23 protein-coding genes and 1 tRNA gene are annotated in these 22,235 nt (G+C 31.9%); 15 read left to right on the top strand and 9 right to left on the bottom strand.

The genetic code is table 11. The features are described from left to right. Window positions 1-41 precede the first annotated feature (41 nt). The 3 genes from HA143_RS01595 to HA143_RS01585 are packed head-to-tail and all read left to right on the top strand — an operon-like array spanning window position 42 to window position 1,674. Window positions 42-404 (top strand): NAD(P)H-quinone oxidoreductase subunit 3, encoded by a 363-nt coding sequence (locus tag HA143_RS01595; protein ID WP_011375859.1) that lies wholly within the window; start codon window positions 42-44, stop codon window positions 402-404. Beyond that, entirely contained in the window at window positions 395-1,144 is a 750-nt protein-coding gene (locus tag HA143_RS01590; protein WP_245210833.1) for an NADH dehydrogenase subunit K, read from the top strand. The genes HA143_RS01595 and HA143_RS01590 overlap by 10 nt, the downstream gene beginning before the upstream one ends. Beyond that, entirely contained in the window at window positions 1,144-1,674 is a 531-nt protein-coding gene (locus HA143_RS01585; RefSeq protein ID WP_209082919.1) for an NAD(P)H-quinone oxidoreductase subunit J, read from the top strand. Before HA143_RS01590 ends, HA143_RS01585 begins: the two co-directional genes overlap by 1 nt. Here the strand turns inward: HA143_RS01585 and HA143_RS01580 are convergent. Continuing rightward, a complete protein-coding gene (locus tag HA143_RS01580; RefSeq protein ID WP_209082918.1) occupies window positions 1,671-3,056 on the bottom strand; it encodes a gluconeogenesis factor YvcK family protein in 1,386 nt (461 codons plus the stop codon). The two genes, HA143_RS01585 and HA143_RS01580, sit on opposite strands and share 4 nt — an antisense overlap. 198 nt (window positions 3,057-3,254) lie before the next feature. Between HA143_RS01580 and HA143_RS01575 the strand changes: the two genes are divergently transcribed. Both HA143_RS01575 and HA143_RS01570 read left to right on the top strand, forming a co-directional pair. Next, entirely contained in the window at window positions 3,255-3,977 is a 723-nt protein-coding gene (locus HA143_RS01575; protein WP_373921629.1) for an ABC transporter ATP-binding protein, read from the top strand. 5 nt (window positions 3,978-3,982) lie between these two features. Next, window positions 3,983-4,828 (top strand): MlaD family protein, encoded by an 846-nt coding sequence (locus tag HA143_RS01570; protein WP_209082916.1) that lies wholly within the window; start codon window positions 3,983-3,985, stop codon window positions 4,826-4,828. A 7-nt stretch (window positions 4,829-4,835) separates the two neighbouring features. Here the strand turns inward: HA143_RS01570 and bchD are convergent, their stop codons facing one another. Next, window positions 4,836-7,013 (bottom strand): magnesium chelatase ATPase subunit D, encoded by a 2,178-nt coding sequence (gene bchD / locus HA143_RS01565; RefSeq protein ID WP_209082915.1) that lies wholly within the window; start codon window positions 7,011-7,013, stop codon window positions 4,836-4,838. A 48-nt stretch (window positions 7,014-7,061) separates the two neighbouring features. On the opposite strand from bchD, the gene folK reads away from it, so the two are divergent. The 3 genes from folK to HA143_RS01550 are packed head-to-tail and all read left to right on the top strand — an operon-like array spanning window position 7,062 to window position 9,672. Beyond that, on the top strand, window positions 7,062-7,628 hold the full coding sequence (gene folK, locus HA143_RS01560) for a 2-amino-4-hydroxy-6-hydroxymethyldihydropteridine diphosphokinase (RefSeq protein WP_209082914.1): 567 nt from the start codon (window positions 7,062-7,064) through the stop codon (window positions 7,626-7,628). 47 nt (window positions 7,629-7,675) lie between these two features. Continuing rightward, on the top strand, window positions 7,676-8,239 hold the full coding sequence (locus HA143_RS01555) for an NUDIX hydrolase (RefSeq protein ID WP_209082913.1): 564 nt from the start codon (window positions 7,676-7,678) through the stop codon (window positions 8,237-8,239). Next, window positions 8,236-9,672, top strand: coding sequence for a cryptochrome/photolyase family protein (locus HA143_RS01550; protein ID WP_209082912.1), 1,437 nt, complete (start codon window positions 8,236-8,238; stop codon window positions 9,670-9,672). The genes HA143_RS01555 and HA143_RS01550 overlap by 4 nt, the downstream gene beginning before the upstream one ends. Here HA143_RS01550 and HA143_RS01545 read toward each other — a convergent pair. Next, window positions 9,657-10,862 (bottom strand): DegT/DnrJ/EryC1/StrS family aminotransferase, encoded by a 1,206-nt coding sequence (locus HA143_RS01545; RefSeq protein ID WP_209082911.1) that lies wholly within the window; start codon window positions 10,860-10,862, stop codon window positions 9,657-9,659. The genes HA143_RS01550 and HA143_RS01545 overlap by 16 nt on opposite strands. A gap of 52 nt (window positions 10,863-10,914) precedes the next feature. Then, complete coding sequence (locus HA143_RS01540; RefSeq protein WP_209082910.1) at window positions 10,915-11,508, bottom strand: thioredoxin family protein; 594 nt, start codon at window positions 11,506-11,508, stop codon at window positions 10,915-10,917. Window positions 11,509-11,612: 104 nt separating this feature from the next. Here HA143_RS01540 and fabI point away from each other — a divergent pair, with 104 nt between their 5' ends. The 3 genes from fabI (at window position 11,613) to HA143_RS01525 (ending at window position 14,577) form a co-directional block, all read left to right on the top strand. After that, window positions 11,613-12,395: an enoyl-ACP reductase FabI gene (gene fabI / locus HA143_RS01535; protein WP_209082909.1), complete on the top strand. Its 783-nt coding sequence runs from the start codon at window positions 11,613-11,615 to the stop codon at window positions 12,393-12,395. A gap of 19 nt (window positions 12,396-12,414) precedes the next feature. Continuing rightward, window positions 12,415-13,020 carry an imidazoleglycerol-phosphate dehydratase HisB gene (gene hisB, locus HA143_RS01530; RefSeq protein WP_209082908.1) on the top strand — a complete coding sequence of 202 codons (606 nt, stop codon included), beginning with the start codon at window positions 12,415-12,417 and terminating at the stop codon, window positions 13,018-13,020. A gap of 72 nt (window positions 13,021-13,092) precedes the next feature. Continuing rightward, a complete protein-coding gene (locus HA143_RS01525) occupies window positions 13,093-14,577 on the top strand; it encodes a carotenoid oxygenase family protein (protein ID WP_209082907.1) in 1,485 nt (494 codons plus the stop codon). A gap of 2 nt (window positions 14,578-14,579) precedes the next feature. Here the strand turns inward: HA143_RS01525 and rdgB are convergent, their stop codons facing one another. Both rdgB and HA143_RS01515 read right to left on the bottom strand, forming a co-directional pair. After that, window positions 14,580-15,155 (bottom strand): RdgB/HAM1 family non-canonical purine NTP pyrophosphatase, encoded by a 576-nt coding sequence (gene rdgB, locus HA143_RS01520; protein WP_209082906.1) that lies wholly within the window; start codon window positions 15,153-15,155, stop codon window positions 14,580-14,582. A 2-nt stretch (window positions 15,156-15,157) separates the two neighbouring features. After that, window positions 15,158-16,606 carry a phosphoglucomutase/phosphomannomutase family protein gene (locus tag HA143_RS01515; RefSeq protein ID WP_209082905.1) on the bottom strand — a complete coding sequence of 483 codons (1,449 nt, stop codon included), beginning with the start codon at window positions 16,604-16,606 and terminating at the stop codon, window positions 15,158-15,160. An 85-nt stretch (window positions 16,607-16,691) separates the two neighbouring features. Here HA143_RS01515 and HA143_RS01510 point away from each other — a divergent pair, with 85 nt between their 5' ends. Then, window positions 16,692-18,110, top strand: a complete 1,419-nt coding sequence (locus HA143_RS01510) for a TM0106 family RecB-like putative nuclease (protein ID WP_209082904.1) — start codon at window positions 16,692-16,694, stop codon at window positions 18,108-18,110. On the opposite strand, the gene HA143_RS01505 is transcribed toward HA143_RS01510, so the two are convergent. Continuing rightward, on the bottom strand, window positions 18,096-18,932 hold the full coding sequence (locus HA143_RS01505) for a folate-binding protein YgfZ (protein WP_209082903.1): 837 nt from the start codon (window positions 18,930-18,932) through the stop codon (window positions 18,096-18,098). The genes HA143_RS01510 and HA143_RS01505 overlap by 15 nt on opposite strands. 10 nt (window positions 18,933-18,942) lie before the next feature. Next, entirely contained in the window at window positions 18,943-19,503 is a 561-nt protein-coding gene (pyrE, locus tag HA143_RS01500; RefSeq protein WP_209082902.1) for an orotate phosphoribosyltransferase, read from the bottom strand. 141 nt (window positions 19,504-19,644) lie between these two features. Between pyrE and HA143_RS01495 the strand changes: the two genes are divergently transcribed. The 3 genes from HA143_RS01495 (at window position 19,645) to HA143_RS01485 (ending at window position 22,059) form a co-directional block, all read left to right on the top strand. Then, a tRNA-Ile gene (locus HA143_RS01495) sits at window positions 19,645-19,717 on the top strand. Window positions 19,718-19,735: 18 nt separating this feature from the next. Next, window positions 19,736-21,004: a hemolysin family protein gene (locus tag HA143_RS01490; RefSeq protein WP_209082901.1), complete on the top strand. Its 1,269-nt coding sequence runs from the start codon at window positions 19,736-19,738 to the stop codon at window positions 21,002-21,004. 50 nt (window positions 21,005-21,054) lie between these two features. Continuing rightward, a complete protein-coding gene (locus HA143_RS01485) occupies window positions 21,055-22,059 on the top strand; it encodes a Gfo/Idh/MocA family protein (protein ID WP_209082900.1) in 1,005 nt (334 codons plus the stop codon). Between the two features lie 26 nt (window positions 22,060-22,085). Here the strand turns inward: HA143_RS01485 and HA143_RS01480 are convergent, their stop codons facing one another. Next, window positions 22,086-22,226: a photosystem II reaction center protein K gene (locus HA143_RS01480; protein ID WP_209082899.1), complete on the bottom strand. Its 141-nt coding sequence runs from the start codon at window positions 22,224-22,226 to the stop codon at window positions 22,086-22,088. Window positions 22,227-22,235: the final 9 nt, after the last annotated feature.

The following is a 22,235-nucleotide window of genomic DNA, read 5'->3' as shown; positions in this document are numbered from 1 at the left end:
TTGCTTAATTAAGCGACTCTTATTCAAAATTATTTTTTAATATGTTTCTATTAACTGGCTATGAATATTTTTTAGGCTTTCTATTAATTGCTGCTGCTGTTCCAATATTAGCTCTTGTTACTAATCTCATTGTTGCACCTAAAGGTAGAACTGGTGAAAGAAAACTAACATATGAATCGGGAATGGAGCCTATTGGAGGAGCATGGATTCAATTTAATATTCGTTATTACATGTTCGCCTTAGTTTTCGTTATATTTGATGTGGAGACAGTATTCCTTTATCCTTGGGCTGTTGCCTTTAATAGATTAGGCTTATTAGCTTTTATTGAGGCTTTGATATTCATTGCAATACTAGTAATTGCTCTGGCTTACGCATGGAGAAAAGGTGCTTTAGAATGGAGTTAAAAAAATTGAACCCACAATTATCCCCAAAAGCAATTAGAGACATCAGAGAAGGCACTTGTAACCCTCTTGGTGAGCCACAAGTTACCACAGATTTAAGTGAAAATATTATCCTAACAAGTTTAGACGATCTTCATAATTGGGCTAGACTAAGTAGTCTTTGGCCTCTCCTATATGGCACAGCCTGTTGTTTTATTGAATTTGCTGCCCTAATTGGATCTAGATTTGATTTTGATAGGTTTGGATTAGTACCAAGAAGCTCGCCAAGACAAGCAGATTTATTAATAGTTGCAGGTACAGTAACTATGAAGATGGCTCCCGCCCTAGTAAGACTTTATGAGCAGATGCCTGAGCCAAAATATGTGATTGCAATGGGTGCTTGTACAATCACAGGAGGGATGTTTAGCGCAGATTCTACTACTGCTGTCAGAGGAGTTGATAAATTGATCCCTGTTGATTTATACCTTCCAGGATGTCCACCAAGGCCAGAAGCAATCTTTGATGCTGTAATAAAATTAAGAAAAAAAGTTGGTAATGAATCAATTTTAGAGAGAACAAAAACAGAGCAAACCCACAGGTACATTACATCTGATCATGAAATGAATCTTGTTTTCTCTGAAAATACTGGTGAATATCTAAACAAAATCTCAACGAATGTTATCCCTTCCTCCCAAAAAGAAAAAATAACTGAATTACCTGAGATCACCTCAAAACCAGAAATTATCAATATTAAAGAGGATTAATGGAACAAGACGGTTTAGCCAAATCATCTGATACCTCAATAGAAAAAGAGGGATTTGTAAGTCAAAATTTATCTAAAGATGGAATTCCAAATCAATCATTAGCTAATGATCATATAGGAATAGAAAATATTTCTGTTGAACCTAGAAAATTATATGAAGCAGTATCTGCTTTAAAAAATTACGGTTTCAACTATCTCCAATGTCAAGGTGGCTACGATGAGGGTCCAGGCAAAAATCTTGTTAGTTTTTATCATTTTATAACTGTTGATGACTTACAAAAAATCGAAAAGATTAAAGAGGTTAGATTAAAAGTTTTCTTAAAAAGAGATTCTGATTTATCAATACCTAGTTTGTATAAAATTTTTAAAGGGAGTGATTGGCAAGAAAGAGAAACATATGACATGTATGGAATAAATTTTATTGATCATCCAAATCCAAAAAGACTTTTAATGCCTGAAGACTGGAGAGGGTGGCCATTGCGAAAAGACTATATCCAACCAGATTTCTATGAACTTCAAGATGCTTATTAGTTTAGTTTCTTTAATTTGCGGTATATAAACATAACTGCTCTTGCTAGTCTTCTCGGATCATGTCTAAGAGTAGGAGTTATTCTTCTTGAATATAATGGTGCCTGCAAAACATAATAACCCTCAGATAATAATTTTTCTTTATTACATTTAACAGGTTCTGCCCCTCTACTTTCGTAATAATCTACAAGTGGAGACTTTTCAAATTGGATCTGCGATAAGATTGCGTTAAAAATTCGAGTATTAACTCCAAAATTTGATAATTGTTTTTCTATTGATTTAATATGTTGGTAAACATCAAGCCCATCTGTTTCTCCAGGCTGAGTCATCAAATTACTGATGTAAATTTTGGGAGCATTACTTTGCAATAAAGCATCTACTATCTCTGGTACTAATAAGTTAGGTAATAAAGAAGTGTATAAACTACCTGGCCCAAGAACAATCAACTCAGCGTCTTTAATAGATTCTAGAGCGCTAGGGAGAGCAGAAGGATTTTCTGGTAGGTAACCAATCCTTGAAATTAATTTTCGAGATTTGCTGATTTTGCTTTCCCCAAAAATTTTTTCACCATCCTCTAATTCGGCCCATAACATAACATCAATATTTGTTGCAGGCAAAACTTGACCTTGTACCGCCAAAACCTTGCTAGAGGCTTGAACTGCTTTTTCTAAACTACCTGTAATTGTTGTTAACGCTGACAAAAATAGATTTCCAAAACTATGTCCCTCAAGACCACTTCCTCCCGAAAATCTATATTGAAACAATCTAGTTAAAATAGGTTCTTCGTTTGATAAGGCAGCCAAACAATTTCTAATATCTCCTGGAGGTTGCACACCTAATTGTTTTCTAAGAATTCCACTACTTCCACCATCATCGGATACAGTTACTATTGCAGTAATATTACTGCTGTAATTTTTTAAGCCTTTCAATAAAGTAGATAAGCCTGTACCTCCACCAATTGCAACAATATTAGGACCTCTGTTTAATTTACTCTTAACTCTTAATGCATCAACTAAAACTGTATTTTTTTCAGGAACAAGCGCTTTTTGAATAGAATTAATACTTCTATTTTGTCCAATCCCTATTAATAAAAGTCCAATAAGAAAAATCAATGGTCCCAAAAATGAAACAGGCAAGAAACTAGTTAAACCTGTCATTAACCAAAAAAATGTTTCAATAAGCCAATAAAGTGGTCTCAAGTTTGTCCAAATTGCCAGCCCTAATAATGTAGTCAAAAATCCTATCGCAGATGTAACCAGCCATCTTTTTATTACCAGTCCTGGTAAAAGCCAACTCAAAATTCTTAAAATTTTGTTTAAAAAGGCAAAATTAGACTTTTTAAAATTTCTATAATATCTTCTAACTCTTTTTTTACGCTTATTCATTTAAAACCTCTTAAATTATTTTTTCTCAAATTTAAAAACTATATAGATATATTATAAATCAAATTCATACATCCTTTTTTATTGCAAAAAATAGGCAAAATATAATTGAAGATAACTTTTTCTTTAATTTAGGTTTTGACAGAATCAAAGCATGTAGTTGAGACAAAAAACCTCTCGATAAGCTGGGGGGTGGTTAATGTGCTTAATCAACTAAATTTTGAACTTAATGATGGAGAAAAATTAGCTATTGTTGGCCCCTCAGGTTCTGGCAAATCAACTATCTTAAAAATATTAGCAGGACTGATTTTACCTACTAAAGGAGAATTAAGAATATTTGGTGAGAAACAAACATATTTGAGATTAGATCAAAATAATCCTCCTGATGTAAGACTAGTTTTTCAGAACCCAGCATTATTAGGATCTTTAACTATTGAAGAAAATGTAGGTTTTCTCCTTAAAAGAAATAAAGACCTATCTAAAAAGTTAATCCATGAGATCGTATGTGAATGTTTAGCTGAGGTAGGATTATTTAATGTTGAGAATAAACTTCCAAATGAATTAAGTGGAGGCATGCAAAAAAGAGTGAGTTTTGCTAGAGCGTTAATTACGGATCAAACTCTTAATACAAATACTAAACCCTTATTACTTTTTGATGAACCAACTGCAGGTCTTGATCCAATTGCCTCATCAAGAATTGAAGATTTAATTAATAAGACAAATGATAAAGCAAACGGATCATCTATTGTGGTTAGCCATGTTCTTAGTACTATAGAAAGGACTGCAGATAAAGTTTTAATGCTTTACGGAGGCAAGTTTAGATGGGGAGGTTCGATTGATGAATTTAAAGAAAGTAATGATCCGTATGTATTTCAATTTAAGCACGGGAAACTTGATGGTCCAATGCAACCCAAAGACATTTAGAAATTATGCGTAGAAGCTTACGAGATTCGATTGTTGGTTTTTCCTTATTAGGAGGAATTTTAATATTCACATTTTTTTCTTTTTGGCTAAGAGGAATAAGATTAAATTCAAAAAATTGGCACCTCTTTGCTGAATTTAACAACGCAAGCGGTTTATCAAAAAAGTCTCCAGTTACTTACAGAGGAATTTTAGTAGGATCAATAGAAGATATCTTATTTACTAATGAATCAATTAAAGCCAAAATAGTTTTAAATAATCCAGACATTATTCTTCCTAGGCCAGCATTTGCAAAGGTAGTAACGAATTCTTTCCTAGGAGGAGATGTGCAAGTCGCTTTAGAGACTAGTGAAAAATCACTACCTAAAAATATTGCAAAACCAACAGCTGAAAATTGCAATACCAAATTAATTATTTGTCAGGGAGATATTATCACCGGGAAACCACTATCAAGTCTTTCAAACATAACTAATAGAATAAGTCAACTTTTAAAAGAATCAAATCAAGAAAACTTAATTGAAAACATAGTAAACTCAATCGAACAATTTGATCAAACACAAGAAAACCTTGATGAATTAATTTATTTATCGAAACAAGAAATCAAAAGAGTTGAACCTTTAATAAAAGAAATTACAATTGCTGCTAATCATTTGAATAACATTTTGTCTACTATCGATGACAAAGAAACCCTGAATGACATTAAATTGACAATTAATTCTGCAAGATCTATCTCCAGCAAAATAGATGATATGAGTGATGATTTTGAAAAATTAACGAAAGATAAAGAATTCACGAAATCCATAAGAGATTTAACTATTGGGCTTTCAAAATTCCTTAACGAAATTTATCCATAAGTAATCTCTAGAATTCATTTATAGCATTTAAAGCCATAGCTGCGATTGCTTTATCTGTAGCTTTTGGAAGTTGGACATATTTCCCATTAGCTGCCTCTGCTAATTCTTTACCAAAGCCACTTGCAATAAATTTTCTCTCTGTATCAATTATTAAGAGTTTTATACCAAGCATGGGATATTTTGCAGCTATATCAAGAACCTCTTGCTTTAAATTGACATTTTCATTTTCATTATCTTTTTCTTCAACCTCATTGTGTCCAAGAGATAATCCTAATGGTACATTTCCTCTTCCATCAGTAATTCCAACAACAATAACTTGCCCTATATCTCCTGTGGAAAGAGCATTTTTTGCTACTTTCGCTGATTGTGTTAGTCCATGAGCTAAAGGCGATCCACCACCGCAAGGCATTGTTTCTAACCTTCTTTTTGCTGCAGTTATAGATCTTGTTGGTGGCAAAAGAACTTCTGCCTGATTACCTCTAAAAGGAATAAGAGCTACTTCATCTCTATTCTCATATGCCTCAGTTAAAAGTCTTATTACTGCGCCTTTAGCACTTTGCATTCTATTAAGAGCCATAGAGCCACTAGCGTCCACGAGAAAAATAACTAAAGCACCCGCCTTCTTTTGAAGAAGCTTTGCCCTAAAATCATTTTCTTCAATAATGATCGATTTATTGGGATTCCTTAATCTTCTTGATTTTTGATATGGAGCTGCAGCTCGAAGAGTTGCATCTACCGCAATTCTTTTTACTTTACCTCTTGGAATAATAGGTTTTACATATCTTCCTCTACTATCACTAAATATCACAGATCTACTTCCACTATTTCCTGCTTTAGCTTTAGCTGATGAAAAAAGTAATAAATCAGGATCAACCATACATGCTTCGGGATCTAATATAAATTCTTCTGGTATTTCGGGAGTAGATTCTTCTTCTCCATCAGAATTATCTTCTTCTTGTTCTTGCTCTTGATTATCATCATTTTCATTAGCCTCAGGTTCAGATTCATCATTATTTGATTGAGGCGGGGGTGGCGGGTTCTGATCCTCTGGAGGCGGGGGTTCAATCTCATCATCTTCAGGTGGTATTTGCATTGCACGTGGAAGGATAACTAATCTTACTGCGACTTTTAGATCCTCAGAATTTACATTCTCATCGCCTCGAAGAGCTGCATTCGCTTTAGCTACTTTTACTGCAAACAATTCTGATCTATGTCCTTCTACTCCTCCTCTAAGAGCTTCATTCACTAAATAGGTTATTTGCTCTTTTGTTATCTTCACATCCTTTAACCATTGCCTTGCCAAAATTAATTGAGTGGATAAATTATCAGATTCTTCGGACCATTTTTCTGAAAATTTAATATTATTTTCCGCATGTGATAAAACAGATTTTGTTATTTCAACTCTTTGAGTATTATCAATAGATTGATTGGCGGAAAGCACAATTGCAAAACGATCTAAAACATGATCTCTTAAAGCGCCTTCTTCAGGGTTATAAGTTGCTATTAAAAGGGATTTACAAGGATGAGAAAGACTCAAACCATCTCTTTCAATATTATTTTGCTCTCTTCCTATAGCTTCAAGAATTAAATTTACAATTCCATCATCCAATAAATTTATATCGTCTACATAAAGAACACCTCTATGAGCTTCCGCCAAAATTCCAGGCTGAAAAACTTGTTCACCCGTATTTAATGAGGCAGCAACATCAATTGATCCAACAAGTCTATCTTCAGTAATTCCAATAGGCACTTGAATAAATGGTGCCTCTCTTACTTTTTTAGGAATTTCTTCAATTTGATTCAGGTAATCACTCCCAATTGTGTCCTGTAACAATTTATTAGTATTAATATCCCATTCCTCTGGTCTATTTGGATCTAGGTTTCTTCCAACAGGTCTTAATGAAGTACTAACTTGACTTAACATTCCAATTACTGATTCAGTATCTAATACTTCTATAGGCGGAATCAAATTATGGAGCCCTCTCGCCAATACAGACTTACCAGTACCTCTACCACCAGCAATAATCACTCCACCTAAACTTGGGTCAACGGCACCAAGGAGTAAAGATAATTTCAATAAGCTATGTCCAGTAATAGCAGCCAAAGGAAAAGCTCTAAAAGAATCCTTTGATTTCATTAAATCTTTTATTTCTTCTTTTCCTTTTAATTCTGAATTCAAAATCACTTTAAAAATGTCTGATATAGAATTTATCCAATAACTTTGTTTTTTGTAGTGGAATTATCAAATCTTAATATCAAAAATGGACTATGTATATCCCTTGGAGCAAATATTGATAGTAAATTCGGAAGTCCTTTAGAGTCCTTTTTACTCTGCAAACCAAAATTAGAAGAAATTATAAAAGTTTGGGGAGATGAATCCAATACTAAACACGAAGAAAACAAAAAATCTAAAGCAAGCTTTTTATGGTCTTCAATATATGAGACATCACCGCATGGAGTTGAACATGAACAGCCAAACTATCTTAATACTCTTGTCCTTGTTAAAAGTAACGATTTTCCAAAGCCATCAACAAAAAATGCAAAATTACTCTTAAAAAAGCTAAAGAAATTAGAATATTTTTTTGGAAGAGAAAAAACACCAAGGGGGGAGAAATGGCTATCAAGATGTCTTGATTTAGATATTCTATGGTGGGAAGATTTACATACAATTGATGAGGAATTAGCATTACCTCATCCCAGATTTATGAATCGTAATTTTGTTATTACCCCACTATCTGAGATCTTAAGTAGAAGCCAAAAAATCAATAAATTTGATAACCAAAGATGGTCTATTACTTAATTTACAAAACCAAAAAATAACTGTTAGGCTATTTTTATTTAAAAATTATGGGCAATAAAAAACTTAAAAAAAAATCAATTTTTAAAGAAAAAATATCAGAGTTAAAGTCAAAAAAATTTAGTTTTGAAATTAATAGAATTCAACTACCAAATGGGCATGAAGGTGAATATGGATACATAAAGCATCCTGGTGCTGCTTTAGCTGTACCGATTACAAAAGATAATAAAGTTATAATTCTCCGGCAATATAGATTTGCTGTTGCAAGATATTTATTAGAATTTCCAGCAGGAACATTAGAAATAGGTGAAACACCTATTAATTCAATTAAAAGAGAAATTCAAGAAGAAACTGGATTTAGTGCTGACAAATGGGATGAATTAGGAACTCTTGTCCCAGCTCCTGGTTATGCAGATGAAGAAATTTATTTATTTCTAGCGCGTGATTTAAGCAAACTAAAGTCCGAGGTTAAAGGAGATTTAGATGAAGATATAGAAGTACTTATTTTGGATCCCAAGGAACTAGATAATCTTATTTCAAGTGGGGATGAAATGCTTGACGCAAAAACTGTTACTGCTTGGTTTAGAGCGAGACAATTTTTAGATGAATTATGAATAACCCTAGAATACTTTTATGGCATCGAAAGGATCTAAGAATATTTGATAATCAAGCTTTAATAAAAGCATTTTCATTGTCAAATGCTATTACTTCAACTTATATCTTAGATAAAAATTATTCACATGATTTTAATGCAAATTCAAGAGCTTGGTTTCTTGGGAATTCGCTTCAAGAATTAGGAAATAATTGGAAAAAAATGGGTAGCAGGCTAGTTATATTAAAAGGAGATCCAGTATCAATTATTCCACAATTAACAAAGACAATAGATGCCAAATTTGTTATTTGGAATAAATCAATTGAACCTTATGAGATTAATCGAGATTTACAAATAAAAAAAGTTTTAAAGGCAATAAACATTCAAGTTATTGAATGTTGGGATCACTTATTAATAGAACCTTCAAAAATATTTTCAGGAAATCATAAACCTTATTCAGTTTATGGTCCTTTTTATAAAAACCTTAAATCAAAAATGAATTTATTAGGTTCATATGATGAAGATAAATTTACTTTCCAGTTTAAAGATATCGATAATAAATTTAAAAATAATCATAAAATAAAGTCATCTGATTCGGTATTAGAGAAATTTCTTCAAAATATCAAATTTTCTGGATCTAAGATCTGTCCCTGTAGACCTGGTGAGAAGGGTGCAGAAATATTATTAGAAACCTTTATTAACGGAAAAAACATATATTCTTACAATTCCACAAGAGATTTGCCTTCCTATAATGGAACATCTTTTTTAAGCGCATCTCTTAGATTCGGCACCATAAGCATTAGAAAAGTATGGAACGCCACATTAAATTTAAATTCAGGTTTTAAAAATCAAGAAAATTATTTATCAATAGAAACTTGGCAAAAAGAACTTGTTTGGCGAGAATTTTATCAACATTGCTTATTCCATTTCCCAGAACTAGAGAGGGGTCCATATAGAAAAAAATGGCATCAATTTCGCTGGCATAATAATAATGAATGGTTTCAGCTTTGGAGTAACGGCGAAACAGGTGTACCTATAGTTGATGCTGCAATGCGGCAACTAAATAGTACTGGTTGGATGCATAACAGATGTCGGATGATAGTTGCTTCATTTCTGGTAAAAGACCTACTATGCAGTTGGCAAATGGGTGAAAAAAAATTCATGGAAATGTTGGTCGATGGAGACTTAGCAGCAAATAATGGGGGATGGCAATGGAGCGCAAGTAGTGGTATGGATCCAAAACCACTGAGAATTTTTAATCCATATATACAAGCAAAAAAATTTGATCCTCTTTGTGAATACATAAAATTTTGGATTCCTGAATTATCTAAATTGTCAAATTCAGATTTATTAAATGGAGAGATATCTAATTTAGAAAAAAATAATTACCCAAAGCCTATTGTCAATCACCATATTCAACAAAGATTATTTAAATCAATTTACGCAGAAATATGAATTTTATCTATACAATTTTTTAAAACTTTATTTATATTATCTGCTACATAAACTTGTTCTTCATAATAAATTTCAGGGAACATTGGAAGACTGAGAACTTCTGTACAAATTCTCTCTGTATTTATAAGTTTTTTTCTAGAAAAATTTTTATTTTTGTAAGCTATTTGTGCATGAATTGGAATTGGATAATAAATAATTGAATTAATACCTTTTTTGAAAAGTTGTTGCTTTACCAAATTCCTCAATGAATAATATTTTTTGCAATCAGTAGCAAATAAATTTGAAAAATCTTCATTTAAAAAATATTTTTCGTTTCTTAATTTAATGACAAATTGATTCCAAGAATGATGTGTAGAATCAGAACTTATTTTAGGCAAACTAATAAACGGATTTTTATCTAATAAAGCAAAGTAATTTTTAGCAATTGTTTGGCGATTATTAATCCAATTAGAAATATATTTAATTTTGATATTTAATATGGCAGCTTGAACAGTATCAAGTCTGCTGTTATATCCAATTTGAGTATGGTGATATCTGATTGGGCTTCCATGAACAGCTAGTTCTCTAATTCTCTGGGCAATCTTCTGGTCTGATGTAGTCACTGCTCCAGCATCTCCAGCAGCTCCTAAGTTCTTAGTAGGGAAAAAGCTAAAACAACCTATATCACCGATACTGCCAACTCTGGAATTGTCCCACATTGTGCATGTTGCCTGAGCACAATCTTCGATTACTTTTAAATCATATTTTTCAGCTAATGACTTTATTAAATTCATATTCACTGCATTTCCGAACAGATGCACTGGCATAATTGCCTTCGTATTAGAATTTATTTCTTGTTCTATCAGTTCAGTATTAATAAGATAAGTTTCTGGATCTATATCTACCAAAATTGGATTAGCACCAACTGCACTAATAGCCTCTGCCGTTGCAAAAAAGCTAAATGATGAGGTAATAACTTCGTCACCCTCACCAATATCTAATGCGCGCAAAGCCAACACTAAAGCATCCGTTCCACTATTACATCCAATAGTATTATCTACTCCAATCAGATTAGAGAAATTTTCCTCAAATTTGGTAATTTCTTGTCCCCCAATATATTGACCTCCTTTTAAAACTTTACAAACCTCACTTTCAATTTCAGAGCCAATTTCTTGGTACTGTCTATTTAAAGTAAATGGTGGTATCTGCATAATGAATATATTAACCCTAAAAATATTTCTATGGATAAAAAAACATTTTACTTCATTTAAACCAACTCGGTTCTTTCCCAGGAGTCCATTTAATATTGCACCCTAAAGATGGCATCTGATTTAAAGGATAAGAATTATCTTGATTCAAATCTCTAACAGCAGAGCGCAAATCTTCACCTGATAAAGGAATATTATTCCCTGGTCTACTATCATCTAATTGGCCATGATAATACAAGAAAAAATCACCATCTCCTCCATTTGAAAAAAGATAAAAATCTGGGGTGCAAGCCGCTTTTAATGCCTTGGCAAAAGTTTGGTTTACATCGTACAGATAAGGGAAAGTCCATCCTTGTGATTGTGCTTGAAATCTCAATTGCTTAGGAGAATCTGAGGGATGAGTGACAATATCATTACTTGAAATTGCAACTGATTGAACCGTATTCTCAATTTCTTTACTTAAGATGGAAATTTGATTTTCAATATATTTAACAAATGGGCAATGGGCACAAATAAACATTAAAAGTAAATGCCTATTATCTAGATGATGAGAATTAAAATATTCATTACTTGAAGAATTAGCATTTATCATTTCGAATTTAGGTAATTGAAAACCTAATTCCAAAACCATAGAATTTGTTCTGACCATGTTTAAAATAAATATTTCTTATATTTGAAAATTATTGTATATTTTGCAGCAATACGTAAAGATAGGTACTTTTATATAGGAGAATATTAGAAAGAATAGACAAAATGCTTCTCAATCTAACTGGCAAAAAAATTCTCGTTACAGGAATTGCCAACAATCGTTCAATAGCATGGGGTATTGCTCAACAACTTTCAAAAGCTGGAGCAGAACTTGGGATAACATATTTGCCTGATGATAAAGGAAGATTCGAATCTAAAGTTAGAGAACTAACGGAACCGTTAAACCCATCGTTATTTTTGCCTCTTGATGTGCAAAATCCAAATCAAATAGAAGAAATCTTTAAAAATATACAAAACAATTGGGGACAAATTGACGGATTAGTTCACTGCTTGGCATTTGCAGGTCGCGACGAATTGATTGGAGATTATAGCGCTACCTCATCTGAGGGTTTTGATAGAGCTCTTAATATAAGTGCGTATTCATTAGCACCTTTATGTAAAGCAGCAAAACCACTTTTTAGTGATGGTGCTGGAGTTGTATCCTTAACTTATTTAGGATCAGAGAGGGCAATTCCTAACTACAACGTAATGGGAGTGGCTAAAGCAGCATTAGAAGCTTCAGTAAGATATCTTTCTGCAGAACTTGGGCCAGAAAAACAAGTCAGAGTTAATGCAATAAGTGCTGGACCTATAAGAACACTTGCGAGTTCTGCTATAGGTGGCATTTTAGATATGATTCACAATGTTGAAGAAAAGGCGCCTTTACGCAGAACAGTCACGCAAACAGAAGTAGGTAATACTGCTGCTTTTTTATTAAGTGATCTCTCTAGCGGCATTTCAGGCCAAACAATTTATGTTGATGCGGGTTACTGCATTAATGGAATGTAAACTAAGTTTTTTGCATAAAATGTCATCTCTAAGGCAATCTGAAATAAAAAGAAAAACGAATGAAACAGATATTTCTGTATTTATAAACTTAGATGGAAATGGTATTTCCGAGATTGATAGCGGGATACCATTCTTAGATCATATGCTTCATCAAATATCCAGTCATGGTTTATATGATTTAAATATAAAAGCAATTGGAGATACCCATATTGATGATCATCATACAAATGAAGATGTAGGAATCGCATTAGGCAAAGCATTTTCAAAAGCCTTAGGAGACAGAAAAGGAATAACCAGATTTGGACATTTCTTTGCCCCATTAGATGAAGCATTAGTTCAAGTCACTTTAGACTGCTCTGGCAGACCTCATCTATCTTATGATCTTCAATTAAAAGCTCCTAGAATAGGAAATTATGATACTGAACTAGTAAGAGAGTTTTTTATTGCCTTTGTAAATAACAGCGGTATTACTCTGCATATTAATCAAATACAAGGTAGTAATTCACATCATATAGTTGAGGCTTGCTTTAAAGCTTTTTCAAGAGCAATGAGAATGGCTACAGAAATAGATCTAAGAAGATCTGATTCAATTCCAAGCAGTAAAGGAATGCTAGAAAATCAATAAAATAGGAATTTTTTCGAATCAGCCACAATTCAGTTGATTTTTGGCCAAGATATACAAAATAATTACTTTGTTGTGACTAATTTACAAAATAAAAAAATTGATAAAATTAAAAGTTTTAATAAAGAAGATTGGTCCAGTGCGTATCAAAATGTAAAAAAGGAGCTAACTAAAGAGCCTCTAAAAATTAGCAAAGGTAAGAATATTAAAAATTTAAATGGAACCTTATTAAGAAATGGACCAGGGATATTAGAGAGAGGTGGACAATGGGTTCATCATCCATTTGATGGGGATGGTATGATCACATCCATAAAATTCGAAAATGGTCAGCCATACTTAACAAATAGATTTGTTAAAACTAAAGGTTATTTGGAAGAAGAGAAAATAAATAAATTTATTTATAGAGGTGTTTTTGGGACCCAAAAAATTGGAGGAATTTTAAATAATGCATTAGATCTAAAATTTAAGAATATCGCTAATACTCATGTCGTTAAATTAGGAGATGAAATTCTCGCATTATGGGAAGCAGCTGGGCCACATGCAATGGATCCTGATAGTCTTGAGACTATTGGTTTAACAACATTAAAAGGGGTACTCAAGCCTAACGAAGCATTCAGTGCGCATCCCAAGATAGACCTTAATTCAAATTCATCTTCAGAACTATTAGTCACTTTTGGAGTGCAAACCGGGCCAAAAAGTACCATTAGATTAATGGAGTTTAATAATGCTGGTGAAAATTCTGGAGAGCTAATTGTCGACAGAAAAGATACCTTTAATGGCTTTGCATTCCTTCATGATTTCGCAATTACAACTAATTGGGCAATATTCTTACAGAATGCTATCGATTTCAACCCTCTTCCATTTGTAATGGGCCAAAGAGGGGCAGCACAATGTTTAAAGTCGAATCCAAATAAAAAGGCAAAGTTTTTTATCATCCCCAGAGAAAGTGGATTATTTAGAGGTCAGCCACCGTTAACAATAGATGCTCCAGAAGGATTCGTTTTTCATCATGTAAATGCATTTGAAAAAGATTCCAAAATCGTATTAGATAGTATTTTTTATGATGATTTCCCATCAGTTGGTCCAGCCGAGAATTTTAGGGATATTGACTTTGATAAATACCCAGAAGGAAAACTGAAAAGATCAATTATCGATCTAAAGAAAAAAACTAGTGAACTGGAAGCTATAAGTGAACAATGTTGTGAATTTGCTGTTGTTAATCCTAAAAATTTAGGATTAACAGCAACTTTTAGTTGGATGGCAAGCACATCTCAAAAGCTAGGGAACGCCCCACTTCAAGCAATAAAAAAAATAAATTTAATTTCAAAGGAAGAAATTTATTGGTCAGCCGGTCCAAGTGGATTTGTTAGTGAACCAATTATGGTTCCATCAGAAAACTCTTCTAAAGAAGATGAAGGATTTTTATTTTTACTTCTATGGAACGGAGAACGAAGAGGCAGCGATTTAGTGATATTAGACGCGAAAGACTTAAGAGAATTAGCTGTTTATGAATTACCCATTTCAATTCCCCATGGCCTTCATGGATCTTGGGTTAATTGAATTTAAGAAAAAATTTCAATTAAATCTGGAATAATTTTTTTTAATGCTTTACCTCTATGACTACAAGAGTCTTTAATATCATTATTCATTTCTGCGAAAGTTAATCCGGTAGAACTCTCCTCAAAAATCGGGTCATACCCAAAACCACCTTTTCCTCTCGGATTAAAAATAATATTGCCATAACATTTAGCTTCAGATTCTATAATCACTTCACCATTTGGTGAACAAACACAAATATTAGCAATAAAGAAAGCACTTCTATTTTGAACTCCATCAAGTTCTTTTAAAACTCGTTCAATTCTCTTCTGATCATTTTCTGCATATCTTGATGAGTAAATGCCAGGTTTTCCATCTAATGCTTCAATACAAATTCCAGAATCATCTGCTATTGAGAAATTATTTGTTTTTCTAGAAACTTCACTCGCTTTTTTAATTGCATTATCTCTAAATGTCAGTCCATCCTCTTCAACTTCTAATGATTCTGGCTGAAGTATTAATTTACAATTAACCCTAGCCAGCAATTTCTTATACTCTACAATTTTACCTTTATTCTTACTCGCCAAATATAAATTTTTCATCCTTATTTGCCTGCCAAATTTATAAATTCTTGACCCCACTCTAATACCTCATTTAAATAAGATTCTTTTGGTGCTTCACAATACAACCTTAAAAGAGGTTCGGTTCCTGAAAACCTAAAAAGAAGCCAAAAATTTTTATTAATTCTCAACTTTATTCCATCGATCTTTGAGATACTTTTTAACTTGTGATTATTAATATTCTTAGGAATATTATGTATTATAAATTCTTCTACTGAATTTTTTTCTGACTGATTTGGAAATTTAATATCAATTCTTTTATAGAAACTTGGCCCAAAATCTTTTTGTATTTCATCTAAGGTTTCGAATAAATATTGAGATTTTTCAGCAATTCCATTTAATAAAACCATTGCGGCATAAAGAGCATCTCTTTCAGGCATAAAGTCACCAAAACCAACCCCCCCAGATTCCTCTCCTCCAATAAATATTTTCTCTTTGATCATTTTTTCAGCAATATATTTAAATCCAACTGGAAGTTCAAAAACATCTCTATTTTGACTCTCTGATATATTTTTAATAATATCTGAACCACTAACAGTCTTTAAAACTGGATAACAATTATTTTTAATTTCGCCCAAATAGTGAATAAAGTATGGCAGTAAATCTTGTGTACTAGAGTATCTTCCTTTTTCATCAATTGCTGCAATTCTATCACCATCACCATCAAATATAATTCCTAGAGTTTTCACTTCATTTGTTGAATTTTTGATTAGTATTTGATTTAAATCATCTACATAATTTAAAAGAGGTTCAGGAGGTTTTCCGCCAAAAAAAGGATCACTATCTTTTCTGATTTCTGAAATAACTTCTGAATCATTAGAGGCAAAAATATCAGCCATACAATTTGCAGCTGCACCGTGCATAGAATCTACAAAAATTCTCAATTTCATTTTTTTCAATCTATTGGAAATAAAGTCAATATCAAAAAGGGATTTAATTCTATCCAAATGAAAATTCTTAATATCTACCAATTGATTGGCATCCTCTATTTTTTCAATTGAATTGCCAAGCATTAATCTTTTTTCAATTTCACTTGTAAAAGATTGATCAACAGAACATCCATTAAAGCTCTTTATTTTCAGACCCAGCCAATTATATGGATTATGACTTGCTGTAACTACTAACGCTCCTAAACAACCCATTTCTTTGGCATAGAAACTACAGGAGGGAGTTGTAACAAAGCTATTAGATAAGATCGGTTCAAAACCACATCCTCTTACATAAGGGACTACATGCTTGGCAAATTCACTTGCCATAAATCTACGATCATATCCAATTAAAATTTTCTTTGTATTAACTTCTTTATAGTATTGATAATGCAACTCCTGGCAGGCAGCTACAACAACTCTTGCTAGATTGGACAGGTTAAAATCAAATCCAATTATTCCTCTCCAACCATCAGTTCCAAATTTTATATTTTCTAAATGTGTCACCTTGCAAATTAAAGACTGCCTTGATTTCTTTTGATTATCTATATTAATTTATATTAGTGAAATTTAAAACCTCCAATAAAATAATTTGAATACTCTTTATTTAAAAAGTTTTATAAGATGCAAAAGAAAAGCATGGCTAGATTTCAAGGGTGATAAATCTTATGAAGTTTGGTCTGCCCATAAAGCTATAGATAAAGTTAAGCAATATCAAATTTTCTATAAATTATGTAATGGTGAAATATATACAGGATTAAAAGCCTGTAAAAAAGGTTATCAAGGGGTAATTGGATTAAAAATTAAAGGAAAATTTTTCCAAAATGTTAACGCAGAGATTCATCCCCAATTACTTTTAAGGACAAAAGGTATAAGCAAATGGGGCTCATATAAATATCTACCTGCTGTGTATAAATTAGGCTACAAGACTACAAAAGAACATTTATTCGACTTGGCTTTTAGTGCTATTCTCTTGGACTCTTTTCAAGAATCTAAAATTGAGAAAGGATTATTAATTTCAAGTTTTGATAAAAAAGTTAATGTTGAAGAAATTTATTTAAATAAAAAATTAAGAAAAAAAGTTTTGAATGTTTTATTAAATTTGCATGAATGCTTGGAGGGATTTATGCCAGAAATAACTCAAGATAGAAAAAAATGTACTATTTGTTCATGGCAAAAATTTTGTGACAAAGAAGCAAAAGAAAATGGATATCTAACAGATATAGATGGAATAGGATCCAAAACGGCCTCATTACTGAAAACAAATGGAATAACTAATACCCAAACATTAGCTTTTTATAGCGAAAAAACACTTGAAGAGAAATTATCTAAATTCAAAGATCAAAAGTATGAAAAAGCCTCCCTATTTGTAAAGCAAGCACAAGCATATATTTCTGGAGAACCATACTTCATTTCAAATAAAAATGATACGGACTATCTATTTGAAAAAATATGTTCGGGATTTTATATATTTGATATTGAATCAAATCCAGATGAAAAGCATGATTTTTTATATGGTTTTTTAAAAATAAATAATTTGTTTATAAAAAAAGAAGATCTTATTTATGAGCCAATCTTAAATCTTAAAAACAATAAAGGAGAATCTTACAGACAAATTATTGAAATACTTTTTTCAAATAAAGAATGGCCAGTTTTACATTACGGAGAAACTGAAAAAATAGCAATAATTAATATTGCTAAAGAACTAAATTTTAGTTTTGAAGAAATTGATTCACTTACCTCAAGATTTATAGACTTACACACCTTAATAAGAAAGTCTTGGATATTACCACTAAAAAATTATGGATTAAAAACCGTTTCTAATTGGCTTGGATTTAAATGGGTGCAGAAAAATGTAAGTGGATCGAAAGCCCTTTATTGGTGGATTCAATATCAAATTACAGAAAACGAAATATTTTTAAAAAAAATTATCCAATACAACAAAGATGATTGTTTGGCTACTCTACAAATTGCAAAATATTTAATCAAAAATCAATTAAAGAAAAATTGATCCTACAGATTTATTTATAATAATTTTTCCAATAATTTCTGAAAAAAAATCACTTCCTTCTTCTAAATATCTCCTTTTTATCATTGCTAAGCCTTTTATTTGAGAATCTGACTTAAAAATACTAGTGATTTTGCCTACAGAAATATCTTTAGCAGAATTTATATATAAATTTTTATCTTCAACGTCTAAATTCAAATTAGATTCAAATGATTTCCAAATTCTTATTTCCTGTTTTAAAGACGAAACATTTTTTATTTTTGAAATTGTTTCTTGTCCTAAATAACAACCTTTATTAAAATCTATAAGATCTTTTAATCCTAGCTCAAGAGGATTATTTTTTCCGTTTATTTCCATTCCTAAACAGGGTATTGCCTGATTAATCTTCCAAAGTTTTAAATCATTGGGATTCAGGAAATTTAGTTTATTTTTATATATTTCAAATTCTTTATCTTCTGTTTTGAAGAAAATAGGCAGGTAAGTTCTCCATGAACTAGATTCATCAATTTCCTGAATTCTATTTATCAAGAAAGGTTCACTTAAAAGTACATCATCCGCTGGAAAAATAATTTGATTAAAGTAATCAATTATTTCATGAGTGTTACCCGCCAAGATAATTACTTCCAAGTTTCTTTCTAAAAAAATAATTTCAATTAATGCCCTTAGAACTCCATTTGGAGTTAGCCAACAAGTTTTGATAACTTTATTTTCTGAATTTAGAATATTACTCGTTGTTATTCCATTCAAAAATTTCCTGGCATCTTCTCCAGTAACAGAAAAAGAATCAAATTTTTCAAGCCAAAAATTTTTTTTTATATTTTGCATTTTGAGATAATTATAAAAAGTCTTTTATTGTAAAAAGACTTTTTAATTCAACATTTTCATCTCTAAGGGTTTCACAGCCTCCTTCTTGCCTATCAACTATAGACAAAACTTCCTCAACAACATAATTATTTTCTCGTAGCTTATTTATAGCTTTTATTACTGAACCAGCAGTTGTCACAACATCCTCCAAGACAGTTACCAAAGTGCCTTCTTCTAATATAGGGCCCTCTATTCCAGCTTTGGTGCCGTATTGTTTAATTTCTTTGCGAATTATTAAACCATTTAGGTCTAAGCCTTGCGAAGCTGCTTTGACAATTAATCCACTTACTATAGGATCTGCGCCTAATGTCAATCCTGCTACAGCTTTTGACCGTGAGTCTTTTAACTCTAAAAATAGATCACTAATTAAGTTTAGGCCTTCACCATTTAATGATACCGGTTTACAGTTCAAGTAATGACTACTTTTTTTCCCTGAAGATAAAGTGAAGTTTCCTCTCTTATAAGATTTTTCAATTAACTGTTTTAACAATTTTGCTTTATTTAATTCATACTTTTCAGAAAAATCACCCATTAGTAAAATTTAAATTTATATTTAAAGATTAGAAGAAAAAAAAGAAATCTCACAAAAACTTCCTAATGAGGTGTTTTTTGAAATATTATTTTTATATTGTATATTGAAATTCAATGTAATTAAAATTACATAAATTCCCCCGGGGGTGTAGCAATCTGGTGAATGCACCAAACTCATAATTTGGCTAAGGCGAGTTCGATCCTCGCCACCCCCATTATTCATTTGTCATTGAATGAAAATAACTCTACTTTTATTTCTTTTATTTTTCCCAGCTTTTTTCTCAGCGAGTGAACTCTCTTTTTTATTAATAAGGCCAAGTAAAGTTTTAAGGTTAATAGAAGAAAAAAAGAAAGGAGCATTATCAATTTTAAAAATTCAAAAACGCTTTAGATCTTCATTAACTGCCTCTCAATTTGGAATAACAATTTCATTAATTGCAATTGGATGGCTCAGCAATAACCTGGCTAATGATTATTGGAAAAGCAATATTTTGTCAAATAGATTTTATGATCTTCTATTGTTTTTATTTGTTGTTTTAGTTGTTACTCTCGTTTCTGGACTAATTCCTAAAGCACTAGTAATTAACAATCCAGAATCTGCTGCATTAAGGCTTACAACAATATTCGATGCAGTTAGAAAAGGTATGAAACCTATAGTGACGATAATAGAATTCTTTGCTAGCGCCTGTTTAAGCTTGTTCAATTTAAATATCAAATGGGATTCTTTAAACTCAGGTTTATCCGCAGGAGAATTAGAAACACTTATAGAAACTGATAATGTAACAGGTTTAAAACCAGATGAGAAAAATATTCTTGAAGGAGTTTTTGCTTTAAAAGATACACAAGTTAAAGAAGTAATGATTCCAAGATCTGAAATGGTAACTTTGCCAAAAAATATAACCTTTTCAGAACTTATGAAACAAGTTGATAAAACTCGCCATGCTCGCTTCTTTGTGATTGGTGAGTCTTTAGATGATGTATTAGGTGTATTAGATTTGCGTTATCTAGCTAAGCCAATTTCAAAAGGTGAAATGGAAGCCAATACATTATTAGAGCCGTTCCTTTTACCAGTGACAAAAATCATAGAAACATGTTCATTAGCAGAAATATTTCCAATAGTAAGAGACTACAATCCTTTCTTACTAGTAGTAGATGAACACGGTGGAACAGAGGGACTCATAACTGCGGCTGATCTAAATGGCGAAATAGTTGGAGAGGAAATGCTCAACAATAGAATTTATTCAGACATGAGAATGTTAGATAATTTCTCTAAAAAATGGTCTATAGCTGGAAAATCAGAAATTATTGATATCAATAAGAAGTTAGTATGCTCCATTCCAGAAGGCGCAGATTATCATACACTTGCTGGATTTCTGCTAGAAAAATTTCAAATGGTTCCAAAAATTGGGGACGTTTTAGATTTTAATAACATTAAATTTGAAGTTATTTCTATGTCAGGTCCAAAAATTGATCGTGTTAAAATAATTCTTCCCAAAAGCTAAATATGGCTCCCAATGGAGGATAATGATAATAAATAAATGGATTTGAAATTATGCAACCAACCTCATCACCCGTAAAGGTTGGAGTCATAGGTATAGGGAATATGGGCTGGCATCATGCTCGAGTACTAAGTTTACTAAAAGATGCAAATCTCATTGGAGTAGCAGATCCAAATGAAGAGAGAGGTAGATTAGCTATTGAACAATTTCAATGTGAATGGTTCAAAAATTATAAGGACTTAATTCCAAAAGTTGATGCTATTTGTATCGCTGTCCCGACACTACTTCATCATAAGGTAGGACTAGATTGTCTAAATGGAGGTACTAACGTTCTCATTGAAAAACCAATTGCAGCTAATGAGTTGGAGGCAAAATCCTTAATAGAGGCCGCTAATGCAAGTAAATGTCTATTACAAGTTGGGCATATTGAAAGATTTAATCCTGCTTTTAGAGAATTAAATAAAATAGTAAATAATGAAGAAATTGTTGTTTTAGAAGCAAGAAGGCACAGTCCTCATGCAGAAAGAGCAAATGATGTATCTGTAGTAATGGATTTAATGATTCATGACATTGATCTTATTTTAGAGCTTGTAAACTCAAAAATACAAAAATTAGCAGCTGTTGGAGGAAGAAATAGCGAAGGATTAATAGATTATGTAAATGCTACTTTAGTGTTTAAAAATAATGTTATTGCGAGCTTAACTGCCAGCAAAATGAGTCATAAAAAAATTAGAAATTTAAGTGCACACTGCCAAAATGGCCTAGTAGAAACTGATTTCTTAAATCACTCTTTACAAATCCATCGAAAGTCTCATGAATCATACACAGCTGAGCATGGAGAATTAGTTTATAGAAATGATGGATATGTCGAAGAAGTTAGCACAACTTCCATTGAGCCTCTTTATGCAGAACTGGAGCATTTTCTTAAATGCGTGCAGGGTAAAGAAAAACCTGAGGTAGATGGTGAGCAAGCCTCAAGAGCATTAAAAATTGCTGATTTTATAGAGAGTGCTGTAGATAATTCTGGAGATGCGATTTTACTTGACAATCCCGTCTAATACTAACAATCTACACTAAAAGAATTTTATTTAAATCCAACTGCAGCTTGCCAAACAAATACTAATAAAAAGAAAAATAAAGGAATAAGTGGAAGAACATCAACAGTTGGAGCAAAGGCCTTGTAAGCCTGGGGCAATTCAGCGAATGTATTAAATAGAATGAGCACCTTTTTTAA

Origin of the sequence: Prochlorococcus marinus CUG1415 (assembly GCF_017696015.1) — a bacterium.
Classification (GTDB): Bacteria; Cyanobacteriota; Cyanobacteriia; order PCC-6307; family Cyanobiaceae; genus Prochlorococcus_A; species Prochlorococcus_A marinus_AE.
This window is presented reverse-complemented; position numbering and strand designations above follow the sequence as displayed.

What these genes read in the sequence shown, in the direction of transcription:
- HA143_RS01595 (WP_011375859.1), top strand. Translation starts at nt 42, where the DNA reads ATGTTTCTATTAACTGGCTATGAATATTTTTTAGGCTTTCTATTAATT.
- HA143_RS01590 (WP_245210833.1), top strand. Translation starts at nt 395, where the DNA reads ATGGAGTTAAAAAAATTGAACCCACAATTATCCCCAAAAGCAATTAGA.
- HA143_RS01585 (WP_209082919.1), top strand. Translation starts at nt 1,144, where the DNA reads ATGGAACAAGACGGTTTAGCCAAATCATCTGATACCTCAATAGAAAAA.
- HA143_RS01580 (WP_209082918.1), bottom strand. Translation starts at nt 3,056, where the DNA reads ATGAATAAGCGTAAAAAAAGAGTTAGAAGATATTATAGAAATTTTAAA.
- HA143_RS01570 (WP_209082916.1), top strand. Translation starts at nt 3,983, where the DNA reads ATGCGTAGAAGCTTACGAGATTCGATTGTTGGTTTTTCCTTATTAGGA.
- HA143_RS01555 (WP_209082913.1), top strand. Translation starts at nt 7,676, where the DNA reads ATGGGCAATAAAAAACTTAAAAAAAAATCAATTTTTAAAGAAAAAATA.
- HA143_RS01550 (WP_209082912.1), top strand. Translation starts at nt 8,236, where the DNA reads ATGAATAACCCTAGAATACTTTTATGGCATCGAAAGGATCTAAGAATA.
- HA143_RS01545 (WP_209082911.1), bottom strand. Translation starts at nt 10,862, where the DNA reads ATGCAGATACCACCATTTACTTTAAATAGACAGTACCAAGAAATTGGC.
- HA143_RS01540 (WP_209082910.1), bottom strand. Translation starts at nt 11,508, where the DNA reads ATGGTCAGAACAAATTCTATGGTTTTGGAATTAGGTTTTCAATTACCT.
- fabI (WP_209082909.1), top strand. Translation starts at nt 11,613, where the DNA reads ATGCTTCTCAATCTAACTGGCAAAAAAATTCTCGTTACAGGAATTGCC.
- hisB (WP_209082908.1), top strand. Translation starts at nt 12,415, where the DNA reads ATGTCATCTCTAAGGCAATCTGAAATAAAAAGAAAAACGAATGAAACA.
- rdgB (WP_209082906.1), bottom strand. Translation starts at nt 15,155, where the DNA reads ATGAAAAATTTATATTTGGCGAGTAAGAATAAAGGTAAAATTGTAGAG.
- HA143_RS01505 (WP_209082903.1), bottom strand. Translation starts at nt 18,932, where the DNA reads ATGCAAAATATAAAAAAAAATTTTTGGCTTGAAAAATTTGATTCTTTT.
- pyrE (WP_209082902.1), bottom strand. Translation starts at nt 19,503, where the DNA reads ATGGGTGATTTTTCTGAAAAGTATGAATTAAATAAAGCAAAATTGTTA.
- HA143_RS01490 (WP_209082901.1), top strand. Translation starts at nt 19,736, where the DNA reads ATGAAAATAACTCTACTTTTATTTCTTTTATTTTTCCCAGCTTTTTTC.
- HA143_RS01485 (WP_209082900.1), top strand. Translation starts at nt 21,055, where the DNA reads ATGCAACCAACCTCATCACCCGTAAAGGTTGGAGTCATAGGTATAGGG.